Raw genomic sequence first — 14,386 nt, 5'->3', positions numbered from 1 at the left:
TAAAAATATAAAAAAAATTATGCACGCATAATAAATTTGATAAAATTTTAAGGCAACTATTGCTATATCTTAAATTAATGTGCAAAATATTAAATAAATTTAAATATTAAATGCAAGTAAAATATAATTATGGGAAATGGTGTCCTATAAAATAGTTCAGCGAATAATTAGGGTAACTTGGCTTAGGCTAATAAAAAAAAGCCTTTGACTGTAATGTCAAAGGCTTTTTAAATATTTATAATTCTGCTATTCTACCGTAACGGACTTTGCTAAGTTACGAGGTTGATCAACATTTTTACCTAACAAAACAGCTATATGATAAGATAATAGTTGTAATGGTATAGTCGTTATTAAAGGAGATAATGATTCTAAAGTTTCGGGAACTTCAATAACATGATCTGCTAAAGCTCTAACTTGTTCATCACCCTCGGTAACAATACCAATAATTTTTCCTTTTCTGGATTTTATTTCCTGAATGTTGCTAACTACTTTTTCGTAATGGCCTTTTTTAGTGGCAATAACCACTATCGGCATATTTTCGTCGATTAATGCAATAGGGCCATGTTTCATTTCGGCGGCTGGATAACCTTCAGCATGGATATATGAAATTTCTTTTAATTTCAAAGCGCCTTCCAAAGCGACAGGAAAATTATAACCACGTCCTAAATACAAGCAGTTGCGTGAATTTTTATAGATATCAGCAATTTCAGCTATGAGTTTGTCTGATTTTAAAGCTTGTTCTACTTTTTTAGGAATTAGCTCTAATTCTAACATATGCGTTCTGAAATCAGAACTACTAATGGTACCTTTTGCTCTAGCTAGTCTTAACGCTATTAACGTTAGAACCGTAATTTGCGTGGTAAAGGCTTTCGTTGAAGCGACACCAATTTCGGGCCCAGCATGGGTGTATGCGCCTGCATCAGATTCACGCGCAATAGATGATCCTACTACATTACACACGCCAAAAACAAAAGCGCCTTTAGATTTGGCTAATTTAATAGCAGCTAGTGTGTCTGCTGTTTCACCTGATTGTGATATGGCTATAACAACATCCTTCTCGGTAATTATTGGATTTCTATATCTAAATTCGGAAGCATATTCTACTTCTACAGGTATACGAGCCAAATCCTCGAAAATGTATTCGGCTACTAACCCCGCATGCCAAGAGGTTCCGCAAGCTACAATAATAATACGATTGGCGTTCAGAAATTTCTTCATGTTATCTTCTACGCCTGCCATTTTTATAATGGCTTCGTTTCTTAATAAACGACCTCTGTAGGTGTCAGTAATAGCTTTGGGTTGTTCATGAATTTCTTTTAGCATAAAATGGTCGAAACCATTTTTTTCAATTTGCTCCAGGTTTATTTGTAACTCTTGTATATAAGGGTCAACCAAAGAATCATCTTGAATCTTTCTTATTTTTATTTCTTTATTTAAATGAATAATGGCTAATTCTTCATCTTCAAGATAAATAGCGTTTTTAGTATATTCTAAAAACGGTGAGGCATCACTGGCAATAAAAAATTCATTTTCACCAATTCCAATGGCTAACGGACTCCCTAAACGCGCTACTACAACTTCATCAGGTCTATTTTTATCGAATACCGCAATAGCATAGGCTCCTATTACTTGATTTAGAGCTATCTGTACGGCTTTGCCTAATTTAACGCCTTCCTGCTTTTGAACGTCTTCGATAAGGTTAATTAAAACTTCGGTGTCTGTCTCGGATTTAAAAGAGTATCCTCGGGTGATTAATTCTTTTTTTAGTGATTCATAATTTTCTATAATTCCATTATGAATAATAACAAGATTGCCTGAGTTTGAGACATGAGGATGTGAATTTACATCATTTGGGACGCCATGAGTTGCCCATCTTGTATGACCAATTCCTATATTGCCAATAGTCGTGATTTCTTCTTCCGAGCGTTTTTCCAAATCAGAAACCTTACCTTTCGTTTTACAAACTTTAAGGTTTGTACCGTCGTATAAAGCTATACCGGCACTATCATAACCTCGATATTCCAGACGTTTTAAACCCTCAATTACAATAGGGTAAGCTTCTCTTTGTCCTATGTAGCCAACAATTCCGCACATAAATTTGTTCTTTGTGTTAGTGTGTAGTATGAATAATACGAGCATAACCTTTAGTTTGGTTCGATTAAAGGTTATGCTTTGTAAGTTTTAGAACGTGTCGTTGTAATTTACTAAGTCTAAATAGTTATAGGAATGGCTATTCGTTTAATTTAGACTCCGTAAAATAAACTTCGAGTTTCATTTTTTTATTTTCATCAGTAGACGAGACGTTAGTTCCATACAATACAGTTCCTCTTGGTGTAATCAGAGAAGAAGCAGGAACGGCGTTAATGTCGTCTTCGCCGTTTAATATTCTTGAGTTTGTTATGTAATTAACATTTGTAGACAAGCATAATCCAATTTTATTATTAGTTGAATCTCTTTTTAATACATTTATTAAATGTTCAGTTAATCGTATTTTATATTTTGATGTACCCGAATCTTCGTTTGTAATTCGTTGTCCTAAGTGAAGTATTTTCGAGTTGAATGGTACTTGAGTGTTTTCAAGCGGATCAACTGAATAATCTACAATGGGAATGTTATTCTTTACATCGTAAACGTATAACCTGTCATACTTGTGGAAATCCTCATTTTCACCTACCTCTATATTTTCATCTTCCGTTATGATTAGTTGAGCGTCGTTTATTAAACGTTTCAAGATAAATTCTCCATTTCTATCTTTTATGTATTCACCTGATTCATCTGTTTTTCGATAGGTTTTTTTGAAAGTTTCTAATTCAGCTTCAGATTTGAATAATTCCACAATACCTAAAGATCCTTCCGAGCCTTTTATAAATACTTTTTCATCACCGTCTGTGCTGTTACCGTCTTCTAATGGAATGCTAAAATCGTTAATCATCGGATTTAAAATATTGCCTTTAAAATTGAAGGTATATGTAGATTGTGTTCTTTCTCCTTCTACCGTTGAATCTTTAGAATAATAAATTACAATATTAGCATTTGAAGATTGCATATTAATTAAGATAGCGCTTCCAGTTTCTGGACTTATCGCTTCGGCCTTAAAATAAAGGCCTCTAAAATAATTAGCAAAACTGTTGGCGCTGCTTAATTCTGTACTGCCCTCTTTGTCTAAAATTGTAGTTTTCCAGAATGTAGGATCCAATTTTTCTCTTAAAGCAGGAGTCAGATATTCAGTGTCTGCGATTTCACCTTCATCATCGAATTTGTATAATTTAATACGTTTTGCACTTGGAGTAAAGTTTGGAATTTCTAAAATAGTTTCACTCTTATGTTCATCAAAATTTATAGTAGAAGACCCATTAAGCACAAAATTATCAGTCGCATTTATTTCCTTATCTCCTTTTGAAAAGTAGCGCTGAGATTGTGTAATATTTCCCGGATTAAAACTTCTTAAAAAATAATCGTTTTTGAATATTGATAATTTTATCTCTCCGCTGCCGTATAATGAATCACTTATAGTATAAGTAGAGTCAGTAATAGCTCTGTTGTAGTAAGGTATTTTCAATACCACCGAGTCAATAACAGGGTTGTCTCCAAAATCCGGATTGTAGGTTGTAGGGACAATTTGAGCTACAATACTAGACGTTGTGGTGCCAAAGGCAGGATCGTGGAACACACCTAGTACATTTGAATTTAACCCATTAATTTGTAGTGACTTTAATTTTTTACTATACGCTAGAATATTTAAATTTTCCTGACCTTTTTTAAAGTTGACATTGTCTTCACTAATAACATCGCTATCAATATTAGTGAAATCTTTATCACAGGCAATAAAAGACGATGTGATTAATATAAGAGCTGCAGAAAATTTAAGGGCTTTAATTGTCTTTTTCATATATATGTAATGAAGATATGGGTGTTTGTTTATAGAACGTTTTCTGTAACAAAACTTGTATAAGCAGGACCAAAATCTTCTTTGCTTTTGTATTCTAGAACAGGTTTGTCTGATGATTCAACATAATTTTTAAGCTCTTCAGGAATTTCTTCAGAACCAATAATTAAGGCATCAGAATAATCTATAGCCACTTTCATAAGATTTACATATGATGGCTCTTCTAGAACTTGTATTTTTTCTTCGTTTATTTCATCAAATTTAACCTTATTCAGCATATCTTCATTTAAGGTATTGTTAAAACTTTGATTATAAACAGAAGTTACAATTTTACTTTCGTTAAATAATGGTTCGTCTTTATAGTATTCTTTTAGGTATACTGGTAATAACGAAGCTAACCAGCCGTGCACATGAATAACATCTGGCGACCAGTTTAATTTTTTTACAGTTTCGATAACACCTTTGGCAAAGAAAATAGCACGTTCGTCATTGTCAGGAAATAAATTTCCATCTTCATCTGTTAGTGTTGCTTTTCTTTTGAAGTATTCATCGTTGTCAATAAAATACACTTGAATGCGTTCCTTTGGAATAGAAGCCACTTTTATAATGAGCGGCATATCCAAATCGTTAATTACTAAGTTGATGCCTGAGAGTCTGATAACCTCATGTAATTGATGTCTTCGCTCATTAATATTGCCGTATCGGGGCATGAATATTCTTATTTGTCCACCTTGTTGATTTACTAATCTTGGTGCTTCAAAAGACATTGAAGAAATCTCGGTTTCGGGTAAATAAGGTACTACTTCAGATGATACATATAATATCCTCTTATCTTTCATGTGTTTCTATTTATATCTTTAATAGGTAATGACTTACATTCAATTTCTTGAATGATTATTGTAATTATTTCCGTATTTTACAAATAAAATGAATGCAACATCCTTACCGCGCTTTCCTGCAAAAAGGATGCCGTAATTGTGTTACATTATGTTAGCACATTATAAAATATGAAATAAAAACCATGCAAAAGTACAAAAATTTATGCAGTTTGGATGTAAAATCTTAATTTTGCACAAGTTGATTTGAAATTACACTGTGAAAGTTTACTCGAAAAAAGAACAATTAGGTCAGGCTATTTCTGGCTTTAAAGGGCAAGACCTTACAATAGGTCTTGTGCCGACTATGGGGGCGCTTCACGAAGGGCATTTGGCCCTGGTTAAATCTGCTTTAAAAGATAACAACAAAGTGGTTGTGAGTATTTTTGTAAATCCTACCCAATTTAATAATCAGGATGACTTGAAAAAATACCCTAGAACTATGGAAGAGGATATTCGACTTTTAGAAGCGGTGGATGCTGAAAATATTCTTGTTTATGCACCAACGGTGGAGGATGTATATGAAGAAGGTGCAGTGTCAGAGCATTTCGATTTTGATGGGCTAGAATTTGAAATGGAAGGGAAATTTAGAGCCGGTCATTTCGATGGGGTTGGAACTATTGTAAAGCGATTATTCGAAATTGCTACACCTGATAAGGCGTATTTTGGAGAAAAGGATTTTCAGCAATTGCAAATTATTAAAAAGCTTGTTGCAAAGCATAATATCCCAGTCGAAATTGTTGCTTGCGAAATTTGTAGAGAACCATCAGGTTTAGCTATGAGTTCAAGGAATGTTCGATTGCATGGTGGTTATAAAGAAGCCGCACCATTTATTTATAAAACCTTAAAAAGTGCTAAAGTAAATTTCGGCATAAAAAGTGTTAATGATGTGGTGCAATGGGTTGAAAATCAATTTTATGAAAATGAGTTTTTAGATTTAGAGTATTTTATAATCGCAGAGGAGTCTACCCTAAAATCTATTGATACCAAGAATAACAATACAAATTACAGAGCATTTATAGCAGTGTATGCGGATGACGTTCGACTGATTGATAATATTGCTTTAAATTAATTATCTTTGCCACATGCAAATTCAAGTAGTAAAATCTAAGATTCATAGAGTTAAGTGTACGGGTGCTGAGCTCAATTATATTGGTAGTATCACTATCGATGAAGATTTAATGGAAGCCGCCAATATAATACAGGGAGAAAAGGTTCAGATTGTAAATAATGATAATGGTGAGCGATTAGAAACCTATTGTATTCCAGGACCACGTAATACAGGTGAGATAACTTTAAATGGCGCCGCTGCCAGAAAAGTATCGGTGGGCGATACACTTATTTTAATTACTTATGCCTTTATGGATATTGAGGAAGCAAAAGTTTTTAAACCTTCGTTGGTATTTCCTGATGAGGCTACAAACCTTTTAAAATAAAGGTGTGAACCGAAAGACAAAAAGAATGCTTAAAATTATACTCCCATTATTATTGGGAGTTTTTTTAGTCTGGTATTCACTGTCTAAAGTTTCTCTAAGCGATATCATGACTTACCTAAAAAAGTCCAATTATGGCTGGATTATAGCGGGTATGTTCTTAGGGTTGCTTAGTCATATGTCAAGAGCTTATCGTTGGAGGTTTCAGTTAGAACCTATGGGGTATAAAATTAAATATGCCAATAGCTTTATGGCGGTTTTTGCTACGTACTTAATTAATTATACGATCCCAAGGGCGGGCGAAGTAGCACGCGCATCTATTCTTGCTAATTACGAAAAAGTGCCTTTTGAAAAAGGTTTTGGTACTATAGTGGCCGAGCGTATAGCCGATTTGCTTGTTATGCTATTTATAATAGCGATTACATTGTTTCTGCAATATGATTTTATTTATGCATTTTTAGTTGAAAGATTTCATCCGTTTAAAATCGGTATTTTGCTTGTTATACTAATAATTACAGTCTTTGTATTATTCAGATATATTAAACAAAGTTCATCAAAATTCGCATTAAAAGTAAAGACTTTTATGAATGGTTTGTTGGAAGGTATACTTTCCATATTTACTATGAAAAAGAAATGGGCATTCATTTTTCATACCTTATTTATATGGGGTATGTATATTTTAATGTTTTATATCACTTCTCAAGCCATACATGATTTAAAAGATATTTCTATCGGAACTATTTTAATCGGTTTTATATCTGCAAGTTTTAGTATTGCTGCTACCAATGGCGGCATAGGATCATACCCAGTGGCTATTTATGCGGCATTTTCAATTTTTGGTATTGCGCAGGAGCCAAGTATTGCATTTGGTTGGATTATGTGGTCGTCTCAGACTCTTATGATTATTGTTTTTGGAGGGATTTCACTGGCTTATTTGCCTATTTATAATCGTAAAAATAACAGGTAAATCAATTTCTGTAGGTTTGAATTGTTCTGGCATATTTTATACCTTGCCAATAATAATTCTCAAATCGGATAATTATGATGAAAACCAAACTTGCTACTCTGTTTTTTTGTGTGTCTTGTCTGTTGTTAAATGCACAAGTTAAGTACGAATCTATCGAGTCTTCAAAATTAGGAGAAAGCAGACAATTAAAAATTCAATTACCAAGAAGTTATAATAGTAATGAAGACAAAAGCTATCCTTTGTTTGTGGTTTTAGATGGTGATTATTTGTTTGAGGTGGTAGCAGGAAATGTCGATTATTATTCTTATTGGGAAGATATGCCAGAGGCGATTATAGTTGGAGTTAATCAAAATGGTTTTCGTTACGACGACTGTATGTATTCACAACAGAACTCGTTACCTATCGAAACTGGAGCTAGCTTTTTTGAATTTATCGGGACAGAATTAGTCCCTTACATTGAACGAAATTACAGAACAGCAAATTTCCGATTGGCGGTTGGGCATGGAGAAACAGCGAATTTTATAAATTATTATTTATTAAAATCCAATCCACTATTTAGTGGTTATATTGCTATTAGTCCGGACTTAGCGCCCAATATGATAGATTATCTTCCTACGCAATTGGGTAAAATTCAAAGTACATTATTTTATTATCTGGCTTGCTCTGATGGTGATACAGCTACGGTTCAGGAAATGGCTTCAGCTTTAAATTTAGATATTTCCCTGTTGAGTAATGATAATTTAAAGTACAAGTTTAATAATTTCGAAGAGGCTTCACATTATTCGGCCCCTATGCATGCAATACCAAAAGCATTAGAGTCGATTTTTGAAGTGTATCGCCCAATAAGTAAGCATGAGTATAAAGAGACTATTCTAAAACTAGATGGTTCCCCAGTAGACTATCTTCAAAAGAAATATAATACAGTATATGAATTATTTGGTGTAAAAAAGCAGGTTTTAATTAATGATTTTCGTGCTATTTCTGCGGCAATAGAAAAAAATGAAACTTATGAATATTATGAAGCTTTAGGAAAGCTGGCGAGAGAGGAGTACCCAAGTACTATGTTGGGGAATTATTATTTGGCTAGATTTTATGAGGAAACAGGAGAGTCTAAAAAGGCTATGCGTACCTATCAAACCGCATTTACTTTTGAAGAGGTTGCTGGACTTACAAAAGATTTAATGTTAGAAAGAGCAGAGGCAATAAAAATTGATTTTGGATATTAATGGCGAAAGTAAAAACGACTTTTTTTTGTCAGAATTGTGGAACACAATTTGCAAAATGGCAGGGGCAATGTAATGCTTGTAAAGAGTGGAACACCATAGTTGAAGAGCTGATACAAACATCTGTCAAAAGCGATTGGAAGTCGCCAACTTCAGTTGTGAAAAAGGTAGCAGTGCCACTTAGAATAAAGGATATTGATTCCTCAAAAGAAGCGCGATTAGATACATTTGATGGGGAATTAAATCGTATTTTGGGAGGAGGTGTCGTGCCAGGTTCCTTAACGTTATTAGGAGGAGAACCGGGTATCGGTAAAAGTACTTTGCTGCTCCAAGTGTCTTTAAAATTACCATATAAAACCCTTTATGTTTCTGGAGAGGAAAGTCAGAAACAGATTAAAATGCGTGCCGAACGTATTAATCCTGACAACAGTAATTGCTATATTCTAACAGAGACTAAAACTCAAAACATTTTTAAACAAATCGAAGCCTTGGAGCCCGATGTAGTAATAATAGATTCCATTCAGACCTTACATAGCGATTATATCGAGTCTTCATCCGGAAGTATTTCTCAAATAAAAGAGTGTACGACTGAGTTAATAAAATTTGCCAAAGAAACAGCGACTCCAGTTATTTTAATAGGTCATATCACCAAAGATGGTAATATTGCCGGACCTAAAATATTGGAACATATGGTCGATACCGTTTTGCAATTTGAAGGTGACCGTAACCATGTGTTTAGGATATTAAGAGCGCATAAAAATCGTTTTGGGTCTACTAACGAATTAGGGATTTATGAAATGCAGGGTACTGGATTAAGAGAAGTGTCTAATCCTTCTGAAATCCTAATTTCTAAAAAAGATGAAGAGCTATCCGGTAATGCGGTAGCAGCTACTTTAGAAGGAATGCGTCCGTTAATGATTGAAGTTCAGGCGCTGGTAAGTACGGCAGTTTATGGTACGCCACAGCGCAGTGCCACAGGATTTAATTCCAAAAGGCTTAATATGTTACTTGCAGTTTTAGAAAAGCGAGCAGGTTTCCGTTTAGGCGCTAAAGATGTGTTTCTAAATATTACAGGAGGGATTACTGTAGACGACCCTGCAATCGATTTAGCAGTTGTAGCTGCGATTTTATCGTCTAATGAAGATGTGGCGCTTCAGAAAGATTTTTGCTTTGCTGCCGAAGTCGGATTATCTGGCGAAATTCGACCGGTACAACGGGTGGAGCAACGCATATTAGAAGCTGAAAAACTAGGGTTTTCGGCCATTTTTGTGTCTAAGTATAATAAAATTTCCTTGAAAAATACCGCTATCAAAATTCAGATGATTTCAAAAATTGAGGATTTGGTAGGTTTTATTGTTTAATTTACCAGTATTCAATCACGCTATTTTAGCAAAATTCATTAATTTCGCTGCTCGAAATGAAAATTGATATAATGAGTGCTAAATTCCCTGAATATAAAGGTCTTGACTTGCCAAAAGTAGCAGAAGAAATTCTAAACTACTGGCAAGAAAACAATATTTTTGAAAAGAGTGTTTCAACCAGAGAAAATAACGAATCGTTTGTGTTTTTTGAAGGACCCCCTTCTGCAAATGGTTTACCTGGGATTCACCACGTTATGGCACGAGCTATAAAAGATATATTCTGTCGTTATAAAACTCAGAAAGGTTATCAGGTAAAACGTAAGGCGGGTTGGGATACTCACGGACTTCCGGTGGAGTTAGGAGTTGAAAAAGAGTTAGGAATTACCAAAGAAGATATAGGGAAAACTATTTCAGTTGAAGAATATAACGCAGCCTGTCGTAAGGCAGTGATGCGCTATACAGATATTTGGAATGATTTAACAGAAAAAATGGGGTATTGGGTAGATATGGACGATCCATATATTACCTATAAACCAAAATATATGGAATCTGTATGGTGGTTGTTAAAACAGATTTACAACAAAGAACTTTTGTACAAAGGTTATACCATTCAGCCATACTCTCCAAAAGCAGGTACAGGTTTAAGTTCACATGAGTTGAATCAGCCAGGAACGTATCAGGATGTTACAGATACCACCATAGTAGCTCAGTTTAAAGCAAAAGGAGATTCGCTTCCGGAATTTTTACAAAATGAAGGTGATATTCATTTCTTGGCTTGGACGACAACACCTTGGACGCTCCCAAGTAATACCGCGTTAACCGTTGGGCCAAAAATTGATTATGTATTGGTTGAAACGTATAACCAATATACGTTTGAGCCTATAAAAGTGGTGTTAGCTAAGAAATTAGTGAGTTACCAGTTTTCAGGAAAATTTAAGCAGGTTGAAAATCAAGAAGAAATAGCAGCTTACAAGCAAGGCGATAAAAAAATACCATTTTATATTGTTAAAGAGTTTGTAGGTAAAGATTTAGTAGGCATTACTTATGAACAGTTATTGCCATTTGTTTTACCAAACGATAATCCTGAAAATGCTTTTAGAGTAATTTCTGGAGATTTCGTTACCACAGAAGATGGTACAGGTATTGTACATACAGCACCTACTTTTGGTGCAGATGATGCCTTGGTTGCTAAACAAGCAACTCCAGAAGTGCCACCAATGTTGGTTAAAGATGAAAATGGAAATTTAGTACCGTTAGTGGATTTACAAGGTAAGTTTAGACCTGAAATGGGTGAATACGCTGGTAAGTATGTGAAAAATGAGTACTATGCCGATGGGGAAGCTCCTGAAAAATCGGTAGATGTAGAAATTGCCATTCAGTTAAAAACAGAAAATAAAGCCTTCAAGGTTGAAAAATATAAACACAGCTATCCTAACTGTTGGAGAACCGATAAACCCATTCTTTACTATCCGTTAGATTCTTGGTTTATTAAAGTTACCGATGTTAAGGAACGCATGTTTGAATTGAACGAAACCATTAATTGGAAGCCTAAAGCAACTGGTACGGGACGTTTCGGTAACTGGTTAGCGAATGCTAACGACTGGAATTTATCGCGTTCACGCTACTGGGGAATTCCGTTACCTATTTGGAGAACTGAAGATGGTAAGGAAGAAATCTGTATCGGGTCGGTTGAAGAATTGAAAGCTGAAATGTCTAAGGCTGTTGAGGCTGGCCTTATGGCTAAAGATATTTTTGAAGGTTTTGTGGTTGGAGATAATTCTGAAGAAAATTACGATCTTGTCGATTTACATAAAAATATAGTTGATGAGATTGTTTTGGTTTCAGCTTCAGGACAGCCTATGAAACGTGAGAGCGATTTAATAGATGTTTGGTTCGATTCAGGGTCTATGCCTTACGCACAATGGCATTATCCGTTTGAAAATAAAGAATTGATTGATAACGGAACATCGTATCCGGCCGATTTTATAGCAGAAGGCGTCGATCAAACACGAGGGTGGTTCTATACTTTACATGCTATTGGAACTATGGTTTTCGATTCCGTAGCCTATAAAAATGTCGTATCAAACGGATTGGTATTAGACAAGAACGGACAAAAAATGTCTAAGCGTCTTGGTAATGCTGTTGATCCTTTTGAGACTTTAGGTAGCTACGGTGCCGATGCTACGCGTTGGTATATGATTAGTAATGCCAACCCTTGGGATAACTTAAAATTTGATTTAGAAGGGGTCGAAGAAGTGAAACGTAAATTCTTCGGAACTTTATATAATACCTATTCATTCTTCCAGTTATATGCTAATTTAGACGGCTTCAAATATCGAGAAGAAAATATTCCTTTAGAAGAGCGTCCTGAGATAGACCGTTGGATTCTTTCAGAATTACACACCTTAATTAAAAAGGTTGATGTATTCTATGCAGAGTATGAGCCTACACGTGCAGCTCGTGCTATTTCAGATTTCACACAGGATTATTTAAGTAACTGGTACGTGCGTTTATGTAGAAGACGATTCTGGAAAGGTGATTATCAAAAAGATAAAATATCAGCTTATCAAACGCTTTATACTTGTATGGAAACAATTGCCAAATTAGGAGCGCCAATTGCACCATTCTTTATGGATAGACTGTATTTAGATTTAAATAAAGCAAGTCAGAAAGAAACGTTCGAGAGTGTGCATTTAGCGGATTTCCCAACTTTCGATGAGTATTATGTAGATAAGGCTTTAGAGCGTAAAATGGAAAGTGCTCAAACAATATCTTCATTAGTGTTGTCGTTAAGAGCTAAAGAGAAGATAAAAGTGCGACAGCCGCTTCAAAAAATCATGATTCCAATTGCTAGTAAGCAGCAAAAGGAGGAGATTTCAGCAGTTTCAGATTTAATAAAACATGAAGTTAATGTTAAGGAAATTGAGTTGTTAGAAGAGGCTTCAGAAATATTGGTTAAACGTATTAAGCCTAATTTCAAAGCTTTAGGTCCTCGATTTGGAAAAGACATGAAAGCTATTGCTAATGCAGTAATTAACTTTTCTGCAGAAGATATTAACAAAATTGAACAAAAAGGCTCTTTAGACATTGTAGTTAACGAAAAAAATATAACTTTAGCCTTAGGTGATGTAGAAATTACCTCGCAAGATATTGAAGGATGGCTAGTGGCAAATGAAGGTAGTTTAACCGTAGCATTGGATGTTACAATTACCGACGATTTGCGCAGAGAAGGAATCGCTCGAGAACTGATTAATCGTATTCAAAACTTACGTAAAGATTCAGGTTTCGAGGTGACAGATAGAATAGATGTTGTACTTCAAAAAGATGATCAAATTGTAAATGCGATCGATTCAAACATGGCTTATATAAAAATGGAAACATTGGCAAATGAGCTTGAAATTATTGACAATGTAGAAAACGGTATAGAAATTGCTTTTGATGATGTAAATACCAAATTGTATATACAAAAACACTAACACTAAACAATTATGAGTGAAGATTTAAACGTAAGATATTCAGATAAGGAATTAGCTGAATTCAGGGAGATAATTCAAGATAAAATTCAAAAGGCGCAGCACGATTTAGAACTAATAAAAAGTGCATATATGAACGACCATAATAATGGTACAGATGATACTTCGCCCACGTTTAAAGCATTCGACGAAGGTAGTGAAGTAATGAGCAAAGAGTCTAATTCGGCATTAGCTATTAGGCAAGAGAAATTTATTCGCGATCTTAAAAATGCTCTTATTAGAATTGAAAATAAAACCTATGGTATTTGCCGTGTAACAGGTAAACTTATTAATAAGGAGCGATTAAAGTTAGTGCCGCATGCTACGTTAAGCATTGAAGCGAAAAACATGCAATAATAAATTAATAAAATAGTATATTTGAACGTCTCATATTTTATGAGGCGTTTTTTATTTAACCCTATGTCTTTAAAAAAATCGATAATTCTAATCGTTTTGGTTTTACTGCTCGATCAGATTAGTAAGATTTACATAAAAACACATTTTAAACTTCAGGAAAGTGTTGAGGTATTTAGTTGGTTTCAAATATATTTTATTGAGAATGATGGCATGGCCTGGGGAACAAAAATCAGTGATTTTATATCTTTTATTTCAGAAAGGTCGGCAAAAATAATTTTAACGCTATTTCGTGTCGTTGCTATTTTCGGGATTGGGTATTGGCTGTATGATTCTACAAATAAAAAAGCGACTAAAACTTTAATAGTTGCGGTAGCCTTAATTTTTGCGGGTGCCTTAGGTAATATAATTGATTCGGTTTTTTATGGTGTGCTGTTCGATGATAGTTTCAGTCAAGTGGCACAATTTTTACCAGAAGGAGGTGGTTATGATACGTTTTTACACGGTAGAGTGGTAGATATGCTTTATTTCCCCCTATTTGAGATTGATTTGCCAGAATGGATGCCGTTTTATGGTGGAAAGAGATTTAATTTTTTTGAGCCAGTATTTAATATTGCCGATGTGGCTATAAGTACCGGTTTTGTTATGCTTATCGTGTTTAATAAGCAAGCTTTTTCAAAAAAAGAGGCTTAAATACTGTATGATATGGAAAATACGTTTAGGTAGGTATTTTCGAGCAAAATATTTGTTTATCTTTATAGAATATTAATTTAAT

General features: G+C 34.5%; 11 protein-coding genes. 8 read left to right on the top strand and 3 right to left on the bottom strand.

All coding sequences use genetic code 11. From position 1 onward, the window contains the following. Positions 1–246: 246 nt before the first annotated feature. The 3 genes from glmS to H611_RS0108105 form a co-directional block, all read right to left on the bottom strand. Positions 247–2,094, bottom strand: a complete 1,848-nt coding sequence (gene glmS, locus H611_RS0108115) for a glutamine--fructose-6-phosphate transaminase (isomerizing) (protein ID WP_027137891.1) — start codon at positions 2,092–2,094, stop codon at positions 247–249. Positions 2,095–2,230: 136 nt separating this feature from the next. Beyond that, positions 2,231–3,889, bottom strand: a complete 1,659-nt coding sequence (locus H611_RS0108110) for a DUF4270 domain-containing protein (RefSeq protein WP_027137890.1) — start codon at positions 3,887–3,889, stop codon at positions 2,231–2,233. A 29-nt stretch (positions 3,890–3,918) separates the two neighbouring features. After that, positions 3,919–4,725 (bottom strand): glycogen/starch synthase, encoded by an 807-nt coding sequence (locus H611_RS0108105; protein WP_027137889.1) that lies wholly within the window; start codon positions 4,723–4,725, stop codon positions 3,919–3,921. Between the two features lie 256 nt (positions 4,726–4,981). Between H611_RS0108105 and panC the strand changes: the two genes are divergently transcribed. The 8 genes from panC (at position 4,982) to H611_RS0108065 (ending at position 14,304) form a co-directional block, all read left to right on the top strand. Continuing rightward, positions 4,982–5,833, top strand: a complete 852-nt coding sequence (gene panC / locus H611_RS0108100; RefSeq protein ID WP_027137888.1) for a pantoate--beta-alanine ligase — start codon at positions 4,982–4,984, stop codon at positions 5,831–5,833. Between the two features lie 13 nt (positions 5,834–5,846). Next, entirely contained in the window at positions 5,847–6,197 is a 351-nt protein-coding gene (gene panD, locus H611_RS0108095; protein WP_027137887.1) for an aspartate 1-decarboxylase, read from the top strand. A gap of 4 nt (positions 6,198–6,201) precedes the next feature. Next, complete coding sequence (locus H611_RS0108090; protein ID WP_027137886.1) at positions 6,202–7,161, top strand: lysylphosphatidylglycerol synthase transmembrane domain-containing protein; 960 nt, start codon at positions 6,202–6,204, stop codon at positions 7,159–7,161. Between the two features lie 74 nt (positions 7,162–7,235). Further along, the gene (locus H611_RS0108085) at positions 7,236–8,387 is read left to right on the top strand and encodes an alpha/beta hydrolase (RefSeq protein ID WP_316928845.1); all 1,152 of its coding nucleotides are present in this window, start codon (positions 7,236–7,238) and stop codon (positions 8,385–8,387) included. After that, the gene (radA, locus tag H611_RS0108080) at positions 8,387–9,745 is read left to right on the top strand and encodes a DNA repair protein RadA (RefSeq protein WP_027137884.1); all 1,359 of its coding nucleotides are present in this window, start codon (positions 8,387–8,389) and stop codon (positions 9,743–9,745) included. Before H611_RS0108085 ends, radA begins: the two co-directional genes overlap by 1 nt. A 71-nt stretch (positions 9,746–9,816) precedes the next feature. Beyond that, positions 9,817–13,221 (top strand): isoleucine--tRNA ligase, encoded by a 3,405-nt coding sequence (gene ileS, locus H611_RS0108075; protein WP_027137883.1) that lies wholly within the window; start codon positions 9,817–9,819, stop codon positions 13,219–13,221. Between the two features lie 12 nt (positions 13,222–13,233). Beyond that, the gene (locus tag H611_RS0108070; protein ID WP_027137882.1) at positions 13,234–13,614 is read left to right on the top strand and encodes a TraR/DksA family transcriptional regulator; all 381 of its coding nucleotides are present in this window, start codon (positions 13,234–13,236) and stop codon (positions 13,612–13,614) included. Positions 13,615–13,677: 63 nt separating this feature from the next. Continuing rightward, entirely contained in the window at positions 13,678–14,304 is a 627-nt protein-coding gene (locus tag H611_RS0108065) for a lipoprotein signal peptidase (protein ID WP_027137881.1), read from the top strand. The last annotated feature ends 82 nt before the right edge of the window (positions 14,305–14,386 follow it).

The sequence above is a fragment of the Gaetbulibacter saemankumensis DSM 17032 genome, from assembly GCF_000425645.1.
Classification (GTDB): domain Bacteria; phylum Bacteroidota; class Bacteroidia; order Flavobacteriales; family Flavobacteriaceae; genus Gaetbulibacter; species Gaetbulibacter saemankumensis.
The sequence above is the reverse complement of the archived record's forward strand: the minus strand, read 5'-3'. Positions and strand labels throughout refer to the sequence as shown.